General features: G+C 49.9%; 19 protein-coding genes. 12 read left to right on the top strand and 7 right to left on the bottom strand.

All coding sequences use genetic code 11. The annotated features are described in order from the left end of the window. Window positions 1-7: 7 nt before the first annotated feature. The gene (locus ACO0LL_RS28740) at window positions 8-1,429 is read right to left on the bottom strand and encodes a PLP-dependent aminotransferase family protein (RefSeq protein WP_232063771.1); all 1,422 of its coding nucleotides are present in this window, start codon (window positions 1,427-1,429) and stop codon (window positions 8-10) included. Window positions 1,430-1,612: 183 nt separating this feature from the next. Between ACO0LL_RS28740 and ACO0LL_RS28735 the strand changes: the two genes are divergently transcribed. The 10 genes from ACO0LL_RS28735 to ACO0LL_RS28690 all read left to right on the top strand — a co-directional run bounded on the left by ACO0LL_RS28735 (window position 1,613) and on the right by ACO0LL_RS28690 (window position 11,270). Beyond that, entirely contained in the window at window positions 1,613-2,227 is a 615-nt protein-coding gene (locus ACO0LL_RS28735; protein ID WP_422954253.1) for a LysE family translocator, read from the top strand. A gap of 35 nt (window positions 2,228-2,262) precedes the next feature. After that, complete coding sequence (locus tag ACO0LL_RS28730; RefSeq protein ID WP_422954252.1) at window positions 2,263-3,135, top strand: DMT family transporter; 873 nt, start codon at window positions 2,263-2,265, stop codon at window positions 3,133-3,135. A 253-nt stretch (window positions 3,136-3,388) separates the two neighbouring features. Continuing rightward, on the top strand, window positions 3,389-3,847 hold the full coding sequence (locus ACO0LL_RS28725; RefSeq protein WP_422954251.1) for a RidA family protein: 459 nt from the start codon (window positions 3,389-3,391) through the stop codon (window positions 3,845-3,847). A 62-nt stretch (window positions 3,848-3,909) separates the two neighbouring features. Then, window positions 3,910-5,103, top strand: coding sequence for a PLP-dependent aminotransferase family protein (locus ACO0LL_RS28720; protein ID WP_422954250.1), 1,194 nt, complete (start codon window positions 3,910-3,912; stop codon window positions 5,101-5,103). A gap of 220 nt (window positions 5,104-5,323) precedes the next feature. After that, entirely contained in the window at window positions 5,324-5,938 is a 615-nt protein-coding gene (locus tag ACO0LL_RS28715) for a glycine zipper 2TM domain-containing protein (protein ID WP_422954249.1), read from the top strand. A 217-nt stretch (window positions 5,939-6,155) separates the two neighbouring features. Further along, window positions 6,156-6,992 (top strand): substrate-binding periplasmic protein, encoded by an 837-nt coding sequence (locus ACO0LL_RS28710; RefSeq protein ID WP_422954248.1) that lies wholly within the window; start codon window positions 6,156-6,158, stop codon window positions 6,990-6,992. Between the two features lie 24 nt (window positions 6,993-7,016). Further along, window positions 7,017-9,011 carry an ATP-binding protein gene (locus tag ACO0LL_RS28705; protein WP_422954247.1) on the top strand — a complete coding sequence of 665 codons (1,995 nt, stop codon included), beginning with the start codon at window positions 7,017-7,019 and terminating at the stop codon, window positions 9,009-9,011. A 48-nt stretch (window positions 9,012-9,059) separates the two neighbouring features. Beyond that, complete coding sequence (locus tag ACO0LL_RS28700; RefSeq protein ID WP_422954246.1) at window positions 9,060-9,776, top strand: pseudouridine synthase; 717 nt, start codon at window positions 9,060-9,062, stop codon at window positions 9,774-9,776. Between the two features lie 133 nt (window positions 9,777-9,909). Then, window positions 9,910-10,524, top strand: coding sequence for a ParA family protein (locus ACO0LL_RS28695; protein WP_422954245.1), 615 nt, complete (start codon window positions 9,910-9,912; stop codon window positions 10,522-10,524). A gap of 137 nt (window positions 10,525-10,661) precedes the next feature. Continuing rightward, window positions 10,662-11,270: a lysophospholipid acyltransferase family protein gene (locus tag ACO0LL_RS28690; RefSeq protein ID WP_422954244.1), complete on the top strand. Its 609-nt coding sequence runs from the start codon at window positions 10,662-10,664 to the stop codon at window positions 11,268-11,270. 42 nt (window positions 11,271-11,312) lie between these two features. On the opposite strand, the gene ACO0LL_RS28685 is transcribed toward ACO0LL_RS28690, so the two are convergent. Continuing rightward, window positions 11,313-12,398 carry an acyltransferase family protein gene (locus ACO0LL_RS28685; RefSeq protein WP_422954243.1) on the bottom strand — a complete coding sequence of 362 codons (1,086 nt, stop codon included), beginning with the start codon at window positions 12,396-12,398 and terminating at the stop codon, window positions 11,313-11,315. Between the two features lie 328 nt (window positions 12,399-12,726). Between ACO0LL_RS28685 and ACO0LL_RS28680 the strand changes: the two genes are divergently transcribed. After that, a complete protein-coding gene (locus tag ACO0LL_RS28680; RefSeq protein WP_422954242.1) occupies window positions 12,727-13,380 on the top strand; it encodes a flagellar basal body-associated FliL family protein in 654 nt (217 codons plus the stop codon). 67 nt (window positions 13,381-13,447) lie between these two features. On the opposite strand, the gene ACO0LL_RS28675 is transcribed toward ACO0LL_RS28680, so the two are convergent. The 4 genes from ACO0LL_RS28675 to ACO0LL_RS28660 all read right to left on the bottom strand — a co-directional run bounded on the left by ACO0LL_RS28675 (window position 13,448) and on the right by ACO0LL_RS28660 (window position 16,713). Further along, complete coding sequence (locus tag ACO0LL_RS28675; protein ID WP_422954241.1) at window positions 13,448-14,311, bottom strand: EF-hand domain-containing protein; 864 nt, start codon at window positions 14,309-14,311, stop codon at window positions 13,448-13,450. A 100-nt stretch (window positions 14,312-14,411) separates the two neighbouring features. Further along, window positions 14,412-15,431, bottom strand: coding sequence for an ATP-binding protein (locus ACO0LL_RS28670; RefSeq protein WP_422954240.1), 1,020 nt, complete (start codon window positions 15,429-15,431; stop codon window positions 14,412-14,414). After that, window positions 15,428-16,225, bottom strand: coding sequence for a response regulator (locus tag ACO0LL_RS28665; RefSeq protein WP_422954239.1), 798 nt, complete (start codon window positions 16,223-16,225; stop codon window positions 15,428-15,430). The genes ACO0LL_RS28670 and ACO0LL_RS28665 overlap by 4 nt, the downstream gene beginning before the upstream one ends. 2 nt (window positions 16,226-16,227) lie before the next feature. After that, window positions 16,228-16,713, bottom strand: a complete 486-nt coding sequence (locus tag ACO0LL_RS28660; protein WP_422954238.1) for a CinA family protein — start codon at window positions 16,711-16,713, stop codon at window positions 16,228-16,230. Window positions 16,714-17,107: 394 nt separating this feature from the next. Here ACO0LL_RS28660 and ACO0LL_RS28655 point away from each other — a divergent pair, with 394 nt between their 5' ends. Continuing rightward, window positions 17,108-17,935 (top strand): HDOD domain-containing protein, encoded by an 828-nt coding sequence (locus tag ACO0LL_RS28655; protein ID WP_422954237.1) that lies wholly within the window; start codon window positions 17,108-17,110, stop codon window positions 17,933-17,935. Window positions 17,936-18,003: 68 nt separating this feature from the next. On the opposite strand, the gene ACO0LL_RS28650 is transcribed toward ACO0LL_RS28655, so the two are convergent. Next, window positions 18,004-19,635 carry an NAD(P)/FAD-dependent oxidoreductase gene (locus ACO0LL_RS28650; protein WP_422954236.1) on the bottom strand — a complete coding sequence of 544 codons (1,632 nt, stop codon included), beginning with the start codon at window positions 19,633-19,635 and terminating at the stop codon, window positions 18,004-18,006. Window positions 19,636-20,255 lie beyond the last annotated feature (620 nt).

The following is a 20,255-nucleotide window of genomic DNA, read 5'->3' as shown; positions in this document are numbered from 1 at the left end:
GCTGCGATTACTTGATCTCACGTTTCAAAAATTCCCAGACACCAGGATCAGACATCGCCGCTATGTTGATGCGCATCTTGGTGGAGGGAAGCTGGCTCGGTGAGAATAAACTGCCAGGTGCCAGTAAGTAACCCTGTTCCATGGCTTTCTCGGTCAGCTTGTTAGTGTCACAGCCCGTCTCTGTCCACAGGAACATGCCGGCAGGCGTGCGGTAATCAACCTTCATGCCCATTTGCTCAAGACGTTTGGTGATGTCATCGCGCACCCCATCGAGCTTTACCCTTATGCGATCGACATGCTTGCGGTAATGACCTTCCGACAGGATTTTATACACCACGCGTTCGCCAATTTCTGTGGTCGTCAGAGTAGATAACATCTTACGGTCGGCCAGGCGTATCGCCAGTTCAGGTGATGTCGCGATAAAACCGACCCGTAAATTTGCTGCCAGCGATTTGGAAAAGCCACCAAGATAGATCACCCGGTTCAACTGATCCAGCGCAGCAATGCGGGTGGCCGCCTGTACTGCCGGGCCGGGGTGCATGTCGCAATACACATCATCTTCAACGATCATGAAGTCATGTTCTTCTGCCGCCTTCAAAACCTGGAAAGCCTTGGCTGCAGACAGCGAAGTCGAGGTTGGATTATGCAAGACCGAGTTGATGATATACAGCTTGGGTTTGTGTACTGCTGCCAGTTCAGCGAGTTTGGCCACGTCCGGGCCGTCATGCAGGCGTGGTATGCCTATCACCTTGGTACCCAGGATAGCGAAAGAGCCAAACATCAAGAACCACGCCGGGTCATCGACAAAGATGGTGTCGCCGGGTTGAGTAAATTCTCGTGCCACCAGATCCAGTGCCTGCGTCACGCCACTGGTCATGACAAGTTGTTCAGGTGAGGCGGCAATTTCCAGTTCCGCCAATTTCAACTGCAATTGCTGGCGTAGTGGCAAAAACCCTTGTTGGGTACCGTAATGCAGCAATAGGTTCTGGTTCAACCTGCTGATGGAACGCAAGCCATTCGCCACCAGTTCCCCATCGAGCCAGTCATGTGGCAAGACGCCCGAGCCTGGCATTTTTTGCGGTGGCAATTGGCGGAACATATTGCGTACCAGCCACACCACATCGAGGTTTTGAGTGATTGGGGCGATTTGTGCCGTGGTCGGGACATTGTTCAGCATTGACGCACGTTCACGGACAAAAAATCCGGCCCCCCGGCGCGACTCCAGATAGCCTTTTGCAACTAGCCTGTCATAGGCTTCTACCACGGTAAAACGCGACACTTCCTGCTCGTCGGCAAACTGGCGTATCGATGGCATGCGTGCACCTGTACGCAGCAATTTGTCATCGATGCGATTGGCCACGGCATTGACGATTTGCTCTACCAGTGAGCCGCCAGAATCGCGCGAGATAAAAAAGGTGGGTGTCAGCATTGCATGTCTCCGGACTGTATCCTGTAATGGATAGTTGACCATTACAGTATGAATATTATCGCTTGCAGTGTATTGGTACTGTATCGGTTTTTGCGTTTAGGATAGCACAACACTAAAGCAAAAACGGGAGAAACAACATGGATGGACGACAGAATTCCAGTCTTGACCGACGGGGAGGGCAACATGGCAATTGATACCCTCATGGCCTTTGCGCTGTTTGCGCTGGTGTCTTCGATCACACCAGGCCCGAATAACCTGATGTTGCTGGCTTCTGGTGTCAACTTTGGTTTTCGTGCCACTTTGCCTCATATGCTGGGCATCAGCATAGGCTTCATGATACTGGTACTGGCAGTCGGTGTGGGTCTGGCTGGCCTGTTTGCGGTTTTCCCCTGGTTATATGCCGTATTGAAATGGGCAGGAGCTGCATATCTGCTCTACCTGGCCTGGAATATTGCCAATGCCGGGCCTATAGAAAGCAAAGCGCAAGATGGTGTGCATAAAGCTGGTCCCATGAGTTTCTTGAGTGCTGCTGCTTTTCAATGGATCAATCCCAAGGCCTGGGTCATGGCGCTTGGTGCCTTCAGTACCTATATCCCCGCAACCAGCGGTTTCTGGATCGTTGCCCTGGCAGCGGGTGTTTTTGCAGTCATCAATTTGCCCAGCGTAGGCTTATGGGCATTGTTTGGGGCCAAAGTCAGGCATTTGCTGAAGGTGGAACGTAATCTGCGCATTTTTAATTATGGCATGGCCCTGCTGCTGGTCTTGTCGCTTTATCCTATGCTAGTGAGTTCACAATGACAACGAGCACGCAAATTAAAACAGGCAGGTCTGTCATGCCGGTACAAGAAAACAAGGGTATGGCCCTTGGGCTGGTTGGTGTCATGATTTTCAGCCTGACACTGCCATTTACCCGCATGGCAGTGGCGGAACTCAATCCAGTTTTTGTTGCACTGGGGCGTGCTGTGGTCGCAGCATGCTGCTCTGGTCTGCTGCTATGGATGCAGGGTGCCAGCCTGCCCAAGCGTGCACAAATGAAACCTTTGCTGATTACGTCACTGGGAGTCGTGGTCGGTTTCCCCTTGTTCAGCTCTGTTGCCATGGCTTATGTGCCCGCTTCTCATGGCGCTATTGTGCTTGGTATCTTGCCACTGGCAACCGCCTTGTTCGCCGCCTTGCGCTTTAATGAAAAGCCGTCTGTTGGTTTTTGGGTGATGGCCGTGCTAGGCAGCGGTCTGGTCATCGTCTTTGCACTGATGCAGGGTGGTGGCTCCTTCCAGTTTGCCGACCTGACCTTGTTCATTGCAGTGATTGCTGCTGCCATGGGTTATGCCGAAGGTGGGCGCTTGTCGCAAAGCATGGGTGGGCAGCAGGTAATCTCCTGGGCTTTGTTGCTGGCTTTGCCGGTTTTATTGCCTGTTACTACCTGGCTGGGCTGGCATTATGGGATGCAGGCTTCTGGCCGCGCCTGGGCCGGGTTTGCCTATGTGTCAGTGTTTTCCATGTTCATAGGCTTTTTCTTTTGGTACAAGGCCCTGGCTATTGGTGGTGTTGCCCGCGTCGGCCAGGTGCAATTGCTGCAGCCATTTTTGAGTTTGCTGGGTGCTGCTGTGATATTGGGTGAAGTGTTGACTGGCCGTGAAGTCTTTTTTGCGCTGGCTGTCATCATTGTCGTTGCGCTAGGGCGGCGTATGAATATTCAACGGTGATTTTCTTGCAAAACACTGACCGACCAAATTTAATCTGTCATTGGCTGCGTACTAGGGGGTGTTAATCGCATCGGTGCGGGCTTACAATAGAGGACTGGTATCTGCGCTTGAAATTCACGTGATGTGAAAAGCAGCGGCCAGAACAAAGTTTTGATTTCTGCAAACTTTTAAAACTTGCAGAAAATAATAATAAAAATTCAATTATCTCTAGTGCATCAGTGAGGGCTGCTGCGCTTTTTCCTGGAAAATAGACATGTCATTTTACGAAAAGCTTCAAGCATTAAATATTGAATTGCCAGCCGTGGCGACACCTGCTGCTGCCTACGTCATGTATGCACAAACTGGTAATACTGTATTCCTGTCTGGCCATATTGCCAAAAAAGATGGCAAGCCATGGGTGGGTCAACTGGGTAAGAATATCTCTACTGAAGAAGGCAAACTGGCAGCACGCGCAGTCGCGATTGATCTGATCGCCACTTTGCAAGCTGCCTGTGGCGGTGATTTGAACCGTGTCAAACGTATCGTCAAACTAATGAGCCTGGTTAATTCCACGCCTGATTTTATTGAGCAGCATCTGGTGACGAATGGTGCTTCTGAACTCATCGGTGAAATCTTTGGTGAGCAAGGCAAGCATGCGCGTTCCGCCTTTGGCGTGGCCCAAATCCCTATGGGTGCTTGCGTAGAAATTGAAATGATCGTCGAGATCGCCTGAATTTTATAAAACAATAAACTTGCCCGAGATGGCAATCCCAACCGAGAGATAGTGAGACCAGCATGAAACTTGAGAATCCCAGCCCCATAGAGTGGAAATTTTCTGACCGCGCCGAGCAGTTGCAAAGCTCTGCCATCAGGGAAATTTTAAAAGTGACCATGCGTCCTGAAGTGATTTCTTTCGCTGGCGGTTTGCCATCTCCAGAAACTTTCCCGGTAGAGCGCATGCGCGCTGCCTTTGACAAGGTACTGACACAACAAGGCAAGTCAGCACTGCAATACGGCCCCACTGATGGCTATGCCCCTTTGCGTGAATTTCTGGCCGACTCTTTATCTACCAATGATTCAAAAATCCTGCCTGACCAGATCATGATGGTCTCCGGCTCACAGCAAGGCCTGGATTTGCTGGGCAAAGTCCTGGTGGATGAAGGTAGTAAGGTATTGGTGGAAACACCAAGCTACCTCGGCGCCTTGCAGGCTTTTTCTGTGTATCGCCCAGAGTTTGAATCGGTGGACACTGATGATCATGGCTTGATCCCTGCTTCTGTTGCCGCCAAAGGCGCAGGTGCACGTTTGATGTATGCCTTGCCTAACTTCCAGAACCCTACCGGACGTACCTTGTCGGTAGAGCGCCGTTATGAACTGGTAGAAACCTGCGCCCGCATGGGCATCCCGCTGGTCGAAGATAATCCTTATGGCGATCTGTGCTACAGCGGCGAGCCTTTGCCAAAAATGCTGAACATGAACCCCGGTGGCGTGATCTACATGGGTTCTTTCTCGAAGGTGCTGACGCCAGGCATACGCCTCGGTTATGTTGTTGGCCCTACACCGCTGATACGCAAGCTTGAGCAAGCCAAGCAGGCAGCTGATTTGCACACAGCGCAGTTGACGCAGATGGTGGTGTATGAAGTCATCAAAGATGGTTTCCTGAGTGAACACATCCCGACCATACGTACTCTTTACGCAAAACAATGTAATGCCATGCTGGATGCCATGAGCAGGCATTTCCCTGAAGGTGTGCAATGGACCAAGCCTGAAGGCGGCATGTTCATTTGGGTCACCCTGCCAGAACACATGGACAGCAAGCAATTGCTGGATGAAGCAATTCAGCAAAATGTCGCCTTTGTTCCTGGCGGCCCTTTCTATGCCAACAATCCAGAGAAAAATACCCTGCGCCTGTCATTCGTGACGGTGTCGCCTGAGCGCATCAATGAAGGTATAGAGAAACTGGGCAAACTGATCAAAGCCAGAATTTGATCAAATACTTAACATTGCAATAATCAAGACCCGCCACTGGCGGGTTTTTTTATGGCGCCAAGCCAAAATCAGTCTCATCGAATTAATCTTATCGAATCAACCTCATCTAATATGTAACTGTCAACTATTGTGATTTACGTCATCAATTTTGGGTGTGAACCGTTAATGCATGTATGTTTCGCAATGCGATACTGAACTTTGATCAATTGAGGAGTAGTAAATGAATACAAAATTGTTCCTGGCCAGCCTGATGTTGACTGCCGTGACAGGTGCATTTGCACAGAACATGACGACCAAACAGCAATACGCTGCAGACAGCAAGCGCGCCACGCAAAGATACAATGACGATAAAAGGCTGTGTGCTGATGCTGGCAGTTCCTCGGCCAGAATGCAGTGTCTGCGTGACGCCAAGACTGAATACAATACGGCGCTGGCTGTTGCCAAACAAAATATGAGTAGCAAACCTGTAGCTGCGCCAGCCAATGCCAGGAATGAGCCAGTTTGCCCTGATTGCGGCAAGGTGCTTGCCGTATCTGTGGAAGACAAGGAAGGTGAGGGCGGTGCTCTCGGTGTGATTGCAGGCGGCGTTGCCGGTGCCTTGCTCGGTAATCAGGTCGGTAACGGTACTGGCCGTGATCTGGCGACGCTGGCCGGTGCTGCTGGTGGCGCGCTAGCCGGGCACAAGATAGAACAAAAAGTGAAAACAACCAAGGTATGGAATGTAACGGTCGCTTTTGATAATGGCAACAAGCAGACCTATTCTTTTGACCATGACCCTGGCTTGTTGTCTGGCGATGCAGTCAGAAGTAGTGGTAATTCTGTCGTCAGGCGCTAAACTCCATATCATATAGAAAAGGATTGCCGTGTCCGGGCAGTCCTTATTCTGGCTGATTGCAAAGTGGTAAAAATCTTGCACTTATGGTCAGGATTTGGAGGAATTATTTTCTTTTTGGAAACCGTTCCTCCTTCACAACTACTTTCTTGCCAAGCCTAATTCCAGCAGTTAGACTTAGGCATCTATCCCCCCACGTTCTTGCCGAGAAGGTCGTGCCATGAAGCTTGATACTTGCGAAGCCAGTCCTTCAAATAATGTCCTGTTGCAGTTGTTCTGCTGTGCGGCATTGTTGTTGATGGCAACGTTCAGTTCAGCAGCGCATGCCAATGAGTCTTGCAAGAGCCTGCTGGCAACTGGCAACCCTGAATATCCACCTTATCTGTGGCGTGATCCTGAAGATGAAAACCGTCTGATAGGGGCAAATGCAGAGTGGATGCAGTTGTTGTCCAAAGAAATTGGCATACCTATAGACATTAAATATGTAGGCCCATGGGGAAGAGTGCAGGAAGAGGCCAAGCTGGGACGTGTAGATTTGCTGGCAGGTGCATTTTTTACCCTGCCCAGGCTGGAATACATGGATTATTTCTACCCGGCTTTTCGTGAAACACGCACGGTCATCTGGACCCGAAATAATTATAATCTGCCGTACAAGAAATGGGCTGACCTGGCGGGCAAGCAGGGTGTTACTGTGATTAACAACAGCTTTGGTGAAGACTTTGACCGTTATGCCAAAGAGTCACTGAAGATTTCCATGGTACCCAGCCTTGAGCAGGCTTTGAAGATGCTCAGCCTGTCTCGTGCTGATTACCTGATTTATGAAGAAGATCCAGGTCTGGCATATGTCGCCAAGCTGAATATCACTGGCTTGAAAACCGTCACGCCACCGATTACAAACGAAAATTTATATTTGACCCTGTCCCATAAGTCAGCCTGCAATACGCCGGAAATGCGTGGCCGCATTGCCAAGGCAGTATACAAACTGGACAAGCAAAACGTGATGAATAAACTCATCGCGGTAAATATACAATTGTGGCGCAAGCAACAATCGAAGTAACCGCTGCAAATAACAGGTAAACCATTGCGTACACTCTCCCTCCGACAAATTCTTATTATCGGCGTTGTAGTTGGCATCGTATTGCCTGCGATTGTTTTGGGGCGCTTTCTGGTGCAGGACAGGTATGAGCGGGAATTGCAACTGCGCGTACGCAATCCCATGTCGCAATATGCCGATATGCTGTCGCGCGGCATGGCAGTGCCGGTCTGGACGCTGGACAAGGCAGTCGCCAATCAATTCATACAAGCCGTCATGCGCAACCCCGAAGTGGTCAGCGTCGAAGTGCTGGATGAATCCAAATCCATTTTTGCTCACAGTAGTAAATTCAAGAAGGAGGGCGCTAAATTCCTGCGCGAAGAACGTCCTATTCTGCTGGAGACCAAGGTCATCGGCAGCGTCATGCTGGAACTGACTACTGAACATATAGAAAAAGAACTGTGGGCAGACTTCCTGAAGCTGGGTTTGGCCTTGCTGGTGCAGGTTGTGTTTTCTTTTATCCTGATCTGGCTATTGTTTGAGCGCCGGATCGTCAGGCCCATCATGGAATTGCAGTTGGCGACCGGGCGGCTGGCGCGGGGCAAACTGGATCAGCCGCTGGAATGGGAAAGACAGGACGAAATCGGTAATCTGGCGCAAGGCCTGGACAAGATGCGTCTGAATCTGGGGCGTTTGATTACGGAGCGCGAAGCGCAAAATATCACCCTGCAGCAAGAACTCAACGAGCGCTTGCGCGCCGAGCAGGCCCTGAAGGTGACTGAAGAGAAGTTTATTGGTATTTTTCAGGCCTCACCCGTCGCCATGACGGTGCTGCGCAAAAGCCAGCACTACAGCATGATCGACGTCAATGATGCCTGGGTCAGGCAATTTTACTGGTCACATGATGAAATTCTCGGGGACAACGAAACGCAGAAAGCGCTGTGGCGCAACGAAGCTGATTTCGCGGAGATATTGCGCATCATAGAACGCGATGGTGAAATCCATGATTATGAAGCCTGGCTGACTTGCGGCCAGCAAGAAAAAATCATCCTCTGTCAGGTATCCGGGCGCATGATACGGCTCGGTAATGAACCCCTGATTATCCTGGTGCAGGAAGACATTACCGAAAAACGCCAGAATGAGCAGGAAATCCGCAATATGAATACCACGCTGGAAAGGCGGGTTTCTGAGCGTACCCAGGCGCTGGAAGCGGCCAACAGTGAACTGACCATCGTGTTAGAAAATCTGCAACGCGCCCAGCGCGAATTGCTCAGGACTGAAAAAATGGCAGCACTTGGTTCTCTGGTCGCAGGTGTTGCACATGAGCTCAATACGCCCATAGGCACCAGTGTCACCGTGGCCAGCACGCTGGCCCAGCACACAGATGCTGTATTGGTTGAATTTGACAAAGGCTTGCGCCGCTCTGTGCTGGAAGAATATTTAAGAAATGCCAAGACCGGTGCCGATTTACTCTTGCGTAATCTGAGCAAGGCATCTGAACTGGTGATCAGCTTCAAGCAGGTTGCCGTCGATAGAACCAGTGCCAACCGCCGCGTCTTTGCGCTGGATGAAATGTTGTCTGAGCTGATCCTGACCATGGGGCCTACCATACGCAAGACCCGTCATGATGTCGTTCATAGTGTCCCACCCAAGCTGATGATGGATAGTTATCCGGGGCCATTGGGCCAGGTCATGACCAATTTGATCAACAATGCCTTTATCCATGGTTTTGATGGTGATTATCGCGGTACGGTCAGCATCACGGCGCGTATTTTTGATGAAAATTTCGTCGAAATAACCGTGCGCGACAATGGTAAAGGCATACCAGAAAGCAATCTGGGGCGCATTTTTGATCCCTTCTTCACGACTCGTCTGGGTCTGGGAGGCAGTGGTCTGGGTCTCAATATTGTCTATAACCTGGTGACGGGTATCCTGGGCGGTAATGTCGTGGTTGAGAGCGATGTCGGCAAGGGAACCTGCTTTAAAATCAGCTTGCCGCTGGAACCAAAGATGGCCGATGAAGATGTCGCCGAGGTTCATTGACAGCACGGACACTAGCGGGGCTAGTACTACATCTGATAAAGTCGCGGCATGACAAAATTAAGCTTAGATAAAATCCTTCAGTCGCAAGGATTCGGAACCCGCAAATATTGCCGCGATCTGGTAGAAGATGGCGAAGTTACCATCAATGGCGAAGTGATACGCAACGTCAAAACAAGTTTTGAAACCCAGGATTTGCAATTTCATATCTTTGAAGAAGACTGGGAATACCGCGAGCGCGTATATATCGTCCTCAACAAACCGTCCAACTTTGAATGTTCGCGCAAGCCCAGCCATCATCCTGGTGTATTGACACTTTTGCCTGAGCAATTCAGCTGGCGCGATGTGCAACCCGTAGGGCGGCTTGACCATGACACGACCGGCATGTTGCTGATGTCTGACGATGGTCCATTTATCCATGCGCAATCTTCACCCAAACGTCATGTGCCAAAAGTCTATCAGGCCACCACCGCTGAACCGTTGACTGAAGAGCTGGTAAATTTGTTACTAAAGGGCGTCAAGCTGCACGATGAACCAGAACCATTGGCTGCCATACACTGCCAAAAGCTGGGGGAGCATCTGCTCGAAATCGTACTGGAGCAGGGCAAATACCACCAAGTCAAACGCATGCTGGCTGCCGCAGGCAATCATTGTGCTGCCTTACAACGCACTGCCATAGGTAAATTGACACTGGCTTCGTTGGAACTGGAAGAGGGTGAGTGGTGTTATCTGACTCCTGAGCAGCTGGCTTTATTGGTGCCTGCCTGAATATTTTGACGGTGTTGACAGGTTTCAGATGGTGTTGTGTATGCTCTGTATCAGATGAAGTCTTGCTATCTTCTGGTTAATATGGATAATCTGATCAGATGCTGTAGTTCTTACACTGTCAAAAGGAGCGGACATGCCTGTCATTGCAATTGTCAATCCCAAAGGGGGCGTCGGTAAAAGCACGGTAGCTACCAACCTGGCTGGCTATTTCGCAGCGCATGGTCACAAAGTCATGCTGGGCGATACCGATGTGCAGCAGTCTTCCCGCACCTGGTTGACATTACGGCCACAAAATTTGCCGCTAATCCAGCCCTGGGATATTGCTGATGGCAATGTCTTGAAACCGCCCAAAGGCACTACCCATGTCGTGCTGGATACTCCCGCCGGACTGGTAGGCAGCAAGCTCGACATGGTGTTGAAATCCGCCGACAAGATCATCGTGCCCTTGCAGGCGTCTATTTTTGATATCCTGGCTACTGAAGAATTCTTGAAAAGCCTGTCCCAGCATAAAAAAAATGGCTACCAGATCGGCATACTCGGCATGCGCGTGAATACCCGCAGCAAGGCAGCCGAGCAGCTTGAACACTATGTGGGTCAACTGGGCTTGCCCGTCCTGGGTTTTTTGCGGGATACACAAAACTACATACAACTGGCGGCCCATGGCGCTACCTTGTGGGATGTCGCTCCATCGAGGGTGGAAAAAGACTTGCCGCAATGGGAGCACATCGTGAATTGGGTCAAGACTTGATAACTCGTTTTGATATCGCTTTCGTTAATTAATCTAAAAAAAACCGATATTTATTTCCTATAGTTGCTACTGCTCACTATAATGCCGCTTGCTTGAAGAGAAGGCAGAATTCTCTTTTCTTATCAAAGACTTACGGCATGCATCTTACCATTTTTGAAACTCCCATCATTAATACCTTTATGCGCTGGTTGTCCATCATAGGACTCAAGCTGGCTGGATGGAAGGTCGAAGGTATCGTTCCTGCCGAGCAAAAATACGTCCTGATCGCCGCTCCGCATACCAGCAACTGGGATTTTCCTGTGACCCTGATGGTGTGTTTTGCCTTGCGTTTGCGCGTCTATTGGATGGGTAAGTCCAGCCTGTTTCCGCCGGTATTGGGGCATATCATGCGCTGGCTCGGTGGTATTCCGGTTGATCGTAGTAAATCTGGCAATCTGGTGCAGGGCACGGTTGATGCCTTCCATGCAAATCAAAGACTGACTGTCATCGTGCCACCCGAGGGTACCCGGGGTAAGGTGACTCACTGGAAAACAGGGTTTTACTACATTGCGCTTGGTGCTGGTGTACCGATCGCGCTTGGTTATCTTGATTTCAAACGCAAGGCCGGTGGTATAGGCAAGATGTTTGCCGTGAGCGGTGATATTGAAGCCGATATGGTGCAGATACGCGAGTTCTACTGCGGCATCTCAGGCAAGAATCCACAACAGTTCGATGAGGGCAAAACACAGGCAAGATCGCAGGACTGAGCAAGGGGGCAGCACTGACACGGATTAGCGTATCAATACAGATCAAAGCTCTTGCTGTACAGGGTTTTTCTGGGCATCCTGAGCGTCTATTGCCAGCCCCGCTGGCTTGTTGGACGTTTGAGGGATCAGCAGCCAAGCGAGTGGATCAAGGATCAGGCGCTTGGTCAGGGTTTCAGTTTTTTCATGCGCGCATACCCATGTGATAGCCATGGAAACCACAACTGAAACTGCCAGGGCTACAGTATTTTCATGCTTGAAAATGGCGCGCAATACACCAGTTTCTTGTAATATGATTAATGCCATCCCATGCCAGACCAGCACATAAATAGAACGTTTACCTATCTGTGCCAGACGCAGGTCTTTTTGCGCCAGCAAATACAGGACAGACAAACCGATGACCGTTGAGGCGGCATATTGCAATAACTGATACATGCTACCCGTCAGGTTGGCCATTTCCAGTCTGTGCAATGAGTAACTGCCATAAAACCAGCGGTAGTCAAAATCACTCTTGAGCATAAAAGCAGCAATGAATGCAGCGATCACTATTACCGCACTGATCACCAGTCTTTCTTTTTTCTTCACATTGAATATTTCAGGGCCGAGTTTCCAACCTAACAAAAAGTAGGGGAAGAAGACCAGGGTGCGTGAAATACCAAGGAAATACCCCGCATGCTCAGAATAACTGCCTGCCAGAGACAGGGCAAGCGCGAGCATGACACCAAACTGCATGCGCGAAAACAAGGGCAGTAACAGGCGCCAGCACAATAAACTCAGGAGATACCACAGCATCCAGTAAGGTGCGACCAGTCCAGCATATACGCTGCCTGTGCCCTTCAGGGCGAATTCGGTTGCTTCATAAATAATTTCAAAGCCTATCAAAGGCACCAGCACGGTCGATATCAGTTGTGTGGCATTTTTATCATCCCAGCTGGCCTTCGAAAACATGCCTGACATCAGGGCAAACATGGGCATGTGGAAGGAGTAAACAAAAATCCAGATGGAACGCAAAACATGATCTTCGCCCACGTAAATTTCTATCAGATGGCCAAACACGACTAAAAATATCAAGACAGCCTTGATATTGTCTATGCTGGTGTTTCTGATTTTGGGAGTTGTGGGATTGGTCATGCCTGTCAAGCTAATGCGGGGGAATGCCGTCATGATAGCGAAGTTGGCTGGCGATTTACACCCTTAGTTTGTAACGAAGCATTTAAATTCCAGTATCCGGGTTACATGAACGCAATGCGGCCAGTAGAAAGCTGATTGCAGAAAACCAGCTTCAACATGCCATAAAAACAAAACTTGAAGCTGCATTTTTTTCGCCAGCTTGCCTTGGAATTTGATGAATTTGGGTAAAATATGGGCTATGCTTTCCATTCTTTAAAATTTCCACTTGGAAATTAAATGCACTATCAGTGTGTTGAATGTATGGACATCTGCAAGCTAAGAGGTAGTTATGTCTAAAGATAGGTCAAAGGCCAGCTTGCTCAGCGCACAGCTGGATTTTGAAGCGATAGATGGCAGTGAACCCCAAAAAACAGGCAGTGCTCTGGATTTTGAGGCAGGACAAGCTACCTCTGCCGTCCAGGCGAAGGGGGGCGCGGCTAAAATTAGTACCGGCTCCAGTTCTACGATCAATGCTGCGTCTGCATCCAGCTCCCGCACAGCAGCACTTGCCAAAAAGTCAGCGAAAAAGCCTGGCGCGACCAAAGATCGTTTTGGCCTCTATGCGGCCATCATAGTGCTGTTTGGCTTTGCCATCTTGCTGACGATTTTTTTCTATATCCGTAGTGTAGGCAGCAATGCAGCTGGACTTAGCTATTATGTCTTGCCGCAGCAAGTTGCCAATCTGAATGGGCAAGTGGTGCGTATGCAAGTCACAATACAAGTCCGCACTGAGGATAAGGAATGGCTATTTGAAAACAAGAAAATATTGACGAATATATTTCAAATCGAATTCGCCAAAATTGACCCTGACGATTTGCATAGTGAAGAAGGCTTTGACACGGTCAGGGCGCAACTCAAATCCGGCTTGAATTCAGCCTTGCAGACCGACAAAATAGAGTCTGTGCTCATCAATGAATTATTGATGCAAAACAGGGAGCAGTGATTCGCGAGTAGTGAGAACTCCCTGACGCATAAAAACAAGGCACATGATCTACATGTGCCTTTTGTCTTTATGCGCTGACCGAAATACTTTGACTGCTGGAACTGGTTGGCGGCGAACTGTAGGCACGCAATAACTGCAGCGCTTTTTTGAACAGGGCTGCGTCGGTATTCGTACTGCTACTATTGTTAATGCTACCTGTCACCGAGCTGGTCGTTCCATCCGATGCGCTGCCAGTGCTGCCAGAACTGCTGCTTGTGCTGGAGTTGCTTGTACTGGCAGTGGCGGTTGTACTGGTCGCCGTGGATGTGCTGCTCGTCTGTGTAGTACTGGCTTTTTCCAGGTAGGCCAGGGTTTCTTGCAAGCTGACCTTGCCATCCTGATTAGTATCGGCAGCGTCAAAATTCTGCGCCACCTGGCTCAGTGCCGCACCGGCGCTGCTATTGGTTTTGCCCACTTCTGTCGATAAATCCGTCAACTGGGTTTTATCCAGGCCCTGATCGCCACCTTCACCACCTCCTGGTGGCGGAGGTGGAGGCGGTCTCGATCCCTCTGCGCCACGGGTGCGTTTGGCATTGAATTGTGTTTCCAGGGCATCGCCGAGTTTTTTGATGCCATCGCTAAACTCGCTTTTGGTGACCTTGCCATCGCCATCACTATCGAGTTTTTTGAACAAGTCATTGATGCTGGCATTGGTAGAATTTGTGCTGCTGCCACTGCTGCTAGTGCTGGCGGTGCTGGTGGATGAGGATGATGCAATATTGCCAAATGCACTTTCCAGATCCGAGACTTCAAGATAGCCTTGGTTCTTGGTATCAAGCTTGGAAAATACATTTTCCGCTATCTTGCTGGTATCACGTTCGCGTCTTTGGGTGCCGCCAGTTTGCGGGAAATAGCTGCCGGAACTTCCACTTACTCCACTGATGCTGCTCATCGCGCTCTCCTTCAGTCATGCGTTGTTGTGATCTGAAGTGTCGCATCCACATGTTGCCCGCTTGTGTCTGCTTTGTATCGACTTTGACACAAAGAGGCGCTCAGTTCCTAGGCAGGCGCAATTCCACCAGCAAGCCCTGATTGCCAGGGCGGTTTTTTAGTATCAGACTAGCCTGGTGACGTCTGGCGATTTCCCTGGCTATGCTGAGCCCCAGGCCAACACCACCAGTATTTTTATTTCTGGAAACAGCCCGGCGGACGAACGGAGCGAATACCTTTTCCAGTTCTGCTTCCGGTATGCCAGGACCCTGATCCTCAATAATGATTAACAATTCATGTTGGCTATCATGCAAACCGATCTGTGCAGTTTTGCCATAGGCAATCGCATTTTCCAGCAAATTGCTGATACAGCGTCTCAGTTCATTTGGCAGAGCCATCAGAGGGCGTGCCTCTCCATGCATGCTGACAGCTTTGCCTTCATCCTGCATATTGTCGACAATGGCGGCCACCAATGATGTGACATCCAGCATTTGCGAAGACTCTTCGCTGCCACGCAGGTAATTCAGGGTAGCGTCCAGCATCAGGCGCATTTCTTCTACATCGTCGAGCAGTTTTTCATCTGCTTCATTGTGTAGTTGCTCTATGCGCAGCTTTATGCGCGTCAATGGCGTGCGCAAATCGTGGGACACCGCTGCCAGGAAGCGTTCTCTCTCTTCCATTTGCTGGAACAGACGCTCTTGCATCTGATTAAAGACTCGTGCGCTCTGGCGTGCTTCTTCTGGGCCTGTTTCTGGAATCGCCAGAGGTTCTTTATGCTTGCCCAGCTTGCTTGCTGCTTCTGCCAGTTGTTGCATGGGGCGCGCCAGACTGCGCGAGCCTGCCCAGGCCGCCACCGCCAGCAAGAGCAATTGTATGCCCATGCTCAGGCAAAAACCCAGGAAAGGGCCATGCAAGATGCCGTGCGGGTGATGTTGCGGCATATGTGCAGGAGGAGGCGGTGGACGGTGATCACCCAGAAAAACAAATAGCAGGATAAAGGTGATGATGTGACTTATGACTACCGCAGCCATGGCCAGACCAAACAGACGGCTGAAGATGGTATCGCGCAGCAGCTTGTTCATGGCACGCTGGCGTTAAACAAATAGCCTTCGCCACGTATGGTTTTTAATAGGGTAGGGTGGCGGGGATCATCACCGAGTTTTTGACGCAGGCGCGATACCAGCAAGTCTATGCTCCTGTCAAAGACTTCAGTCGATTTGTTGTGCGCAAAGTCGATCAGCTGGTCACGGCTGAGTATCTGCCCCGGTCTTTTAAGAAAGGCCAGCAACAGCCTGAATTCCGCATTTGACAGTGGAATAATCAGTTTATCCGGGCTGCACAATTGTCGCGCTGGCAAATTCAATACCCAGGCATCAAAGCGTATTTCTGTTGCTCTGCTCTCGGTAGCTTCTTGCGTTTGTTTTGCTGATGTATGGGCGCGTCTGGTGACGCTTTGTATGCGCGCGACCAGTTCACGGGTATCGATGGGTTTGATCAGGTAGTCGTCAGCGCCTGATTCCAGACCCTGTATCTTGTCGGCAAATTCACCGCGGGCAGTCAGCATGATGACTGGCGTACTGGCATGGCGGCGCAGCTGGCGTAACAGGCTCAGGCCATCTTCACCTGGCAGCATCAAGTCCAGTAAAATCACATCAAAATTATGTGACTGCAGTGCTGCGCGCATTGCCACGCCGTCTTGCACTGCAACACAACTGATATCAAATTTCCCCAAGTAGTTGCTGAGCAAGGCTGCAATTTCTACATCGTCATCGACCAGCAAGATATGCAGGCGACTACCATGCGCGGCCAAACCTGATCCTGATCCTGATGACTGATGCTGAGGCGCATCCATAGTTGCCGGCAATGCAGTCAGCAATTTTATAACTCCTTGATATACCTGAGTAATTTATCCAGGGCATGAACGACAGTTTGCTCCCTGACTGATTTTCTGTCACCGGCAAATACCAGCCTTTCGGTATGGGGGATGCCACCGACCACCCAGCCAAAGCAAATGGTTCCTACAGGCTTGCCAGGAACAGCTCCAGTAGGCCCGGCAATGCCAGTGGTGGATAAGGATAAATGGGCTTCAGAATTAGCCAGGGCTCCTTGCGCCATGGCGGCGGCAATTTCTTCGCTGACTGCACCATGCTGGGCTATCAGCGCTGCTGGTATGTCGAGCAATTCCGTCTTGGACGAATTGGAATAGGTCACAAAGCCGCAATCAAACCATTCTGACGATCCGGCAATTTCTGTAATGGCATGGGCAACCCCACCACCCGTGCAGGATTCGGCAATGCTGAGTATCAACTTCCTGGATTTGAGTTCTTCACCGACTTGTGTTGCGAGTTCTATGGCATTTTGCATGATGCGTCTCCTGGCTGGCTGCTGGCTCTGACTGGATGAACTGTTCCAAAACCTGTCCTACATTACTTCTAAACTACTTTACCACCATGTACCCACTGAAGTGAAGTAAAGAAACAAGTCAAAAAGTAAGCTGACAGGAAAGTAACAAATTACATTTGCTCATGTAGAAAAGTGCCAAGTCAAATATTGTTTGACACGCCAATTGTTAGCAATCTTGAGTTAAGAGCTGCAAGCAACAAAAAAGCATTTCTGAAAAACCAATATCAGAGTATGATTTTTGATAGCAATGCGCATTCTTCCTGTTTGTTAAGGGAATTTGCTGAAGGTGTATCAATTTCCGGAAATAATAAGAGACATAGACCTCTTGTATCTACATCCCCAAAGGAGATGCCCTATGAAAATCGAGAATCTGTTTCAGCAGCAAAATGCTTTGCCATCGATACCCAAAGTCGTCCAGGAAGTCATCGATAGTTTTAATAATGACGATGTTTCCATAGACGAGATTGCCCGCAAGCTGTCTGCAGACCAGGTCCTCAGCGCAAAACTGCTGCGCCTGGCCAATTCCTCCTATTACCATGCTTCAAGGACGGTTGGTTCGGTCGATGATGCTGTGCTGATGCTGGGTTTCATGACCGTACGTACTTTGGTGGTCAGCAGCGGTTTAACCAGCGGTTTCAAGTCGATGCCTGGGGTGGACCTGAAGCAGTTCTGGCGCTACAGCCTGCATACTGCTGTCGTATCAAAATGGCTGGCCAAAAAAGCCCACTGTAATTCGGACTTTGCCTTTACCGTTGGTTTGATGCATGCGATAGGCCAATTGGTCATGCATGCAGGCATGCCAGAGCAAATGCTGCAAGTCGATAAAACTGCCGGTCCTTTGGACCCACGCCGGCCAGATGTCGAGCGCACATCCTTTGGTTATGATTTTTTTGATGTGGGTGCTGAGTTGTCCAAGCGCTGGCGCTTCCCTGACACTTTTGCCACTGCCATCAAGGCCTGTGGCGAACCACTGCAGCAATCAGAGTTTGATCAGATAGGTGCGGTGGTCCACATTGCCTCCTGGTGTGCAAGAGGAGAGGAAAGTCATTATTCGCAAGAAGAGCGCGAAGCCACCTTCCCAACAGAAGTGGCAAAAAAACTGGGTATCAAGCCAGAGCTTATTCTTGAAGAAATGCCGCCGTTGGCAGAGTTGAGCGCGGGGCTGGAAGATCTTTTAGGTTAACGCCTCTGCAAAAGAAAAATGGCAAAAACGAATTCGTTTTTGCCATTTTTTATATTTGCTTCCTTCTTTTAAGTGTTTGCTTGTATTTTTGCTTGTATTTTTTCTTGCATATCAAGCGCAACTGCTTCCGCAACCCGGATGCCATCTACTGCCGCAGACAAGATGCCACCTGCATAACCAGCACCTTCACCGGCGGGAAACAGGCCTCTGGTATTCAAGCTTTGCAAGTCGTCGTCATTACGTTTGATACGGATAGGGGAAGATGTACGGGTTTCCACGCCAGTCAAAATCGCATCCTTCATTGCAAAGCCTTTGATTTTTTTCTCAAATTCAGGCAAGGCTTCGCGTATTGCTGTGATCGCAAATTCAGGTAATACCGTTGCCAGGTCACACAAGGTAATGCCGGGTTTATAAGATGGTTCTACCGTACCCAATTCGGTGGATGCGCGCGCCGCCAAAAAGTCACCAACCAGCTGGCCAGGCGCATTATAGTTACCACCACCAACTTCATAAGCCTTCTCTTCGAGCGCCCTTTGCAAATCTATGCCCGCCAATGGATTGCCAGGGTAATCTGCAGGCGTAATGCCAACAACGATAGCCGAATTTGCATTGCGTTCATTGCGTGAATACTGGCTCATGCCATTCGTCACAACACGGCCAGGTTCAGATGTCGCTGCCACGACTGTGCCTCCAGGACACATACAGAAGCTATACACAGAGCGCCCATTTTTAGCGTGATGCACCAGCTTGTAATCTGCCGCCCCCAATATCTTATTGCCTGCGTTAGGGCCAAAACGTGCCTTGTCGATGACAGATTGTGGATGTTCTACACGAAAACCGATGGAAAACGGTTTTGCTTCTACATACACGCCACGATCAGCAATCATCTGGAAGGTATCGCGCGCGCTGTGCCCTATCGCCAGCACAACATGGGCAGTCTCTATATATTCACCGTCATTCAGTTGCACACCCTGAACCTTGCCATCAACGATATCGATGTCCGTCACTTTTTGCTCGAAGCGTATCTCGCCACCCAGCGCTTCTATATTGTGACGCATCTCTTCTATCATCTTCACCAGACGGAAGGTGCCTATGTGCGGTTTGCTGACATACATGATCTCTTCTGGCGCACCAGCCTTGACGAACTCAGTCAGCACCTTGCGGCCATAATGTTTTGGGTCTTTGATCTGGCTATATAACTTGCCATCAGAAAAAGTACCGGCTCCACCTTCACCAAACTGCACATTCGATTCTGGCTTCAATTCACGTTTGCGCCACAGGCCCCAGGTATCCTTGGTGCGCTCACGCACAGTCTTGCCACGCTCCAGCACGATAGGGTTAAACCCCATCTCCGCCAGCAGCAGTGCAACAAACAAACCACAAGGTCCAAAGCCAATCACAACCGGGCGTTTAAATGACTTGCCATCCGCATGCGTGACAAATTTATAGGACGTATCCGGCGTCTCGGATAATTTCGTGCGGTTTCTGTGGCTGGCCAGCAAGGCAGCTTCATTCGTCGTTTCTACATCTATCGTGTAAATCAAAATGATCGCCGTCTTTTTGCGCGCATCATAGCTACGGCGGAACACCGTAAAATTAATCAATTCTTTTTCTGTTATCCCCAATTCCTTCAGCACGGCGGCTTTCAGCTCGTCTTCGGCATGGTCCAGCGGGAGTTGTAAATCGGTAATGCGCAACATAAATTCGGTCCGGATAACACTAATGACGAATGATCTGCATATATATACATAGGCAGATGTTCTATTAGTGGTTTGATGAATCCGCTATTTTACCCGCATGTGCCTTGATATATGGATTTCCTTGTGAGGAAAGCCGATGTTAACCAGGTATGCGAAATCAATTTTGTATCACTGAGAGAATTTCGCAAAGCCCTGCAAACACCTTCCCCTTCAAGGGGATGGCGTCGGGGTTTCACAAAGCATGCTTTGTGCCGACAGAATCTAAGCCGCCTGTGAGCGGCTCAGTGAAATGGCCGGGAAGGGGATGGGTTTCGGCCGATCAGCGAAATCAGCACTATATAGATAGCCCCCCGAACTCGTCGCTCCTGCGCAGGCAGGAGCCCAGCGTCGTCCGGTGATGAACGGCGAAGCTGGTAACCAGGACATACGCCAAACACCAGGGGCAGTAGGGTGCGCCATGCGCACCGTTGCCCTATCTCTTATATATACAGAGATAGCCTTGACCCTATAAGCACTAAGAAGTAGCACACTGCTCCCCCTATAAAATCAGCATCCTCCAACAATTCCCTAAATAATTTACGCTGAGGTCTTGCAAAGGGGTGAGGAAGTTTGCTATAGTT

Source organism: Undibacterium sp. TC4M20W, from assembly GCF_049340245.1.
Taxonomy (GTDB): Bacteria; Pseudomonadota; Gammaproteobacteria; order Burkholderiales; family Burkholderiaceae_D; genus Undibacterium.
Note: the sequence above shows the minus strand (reverse complement) of the source record. Positions and strands in the feature narration are given on the sequence as shown.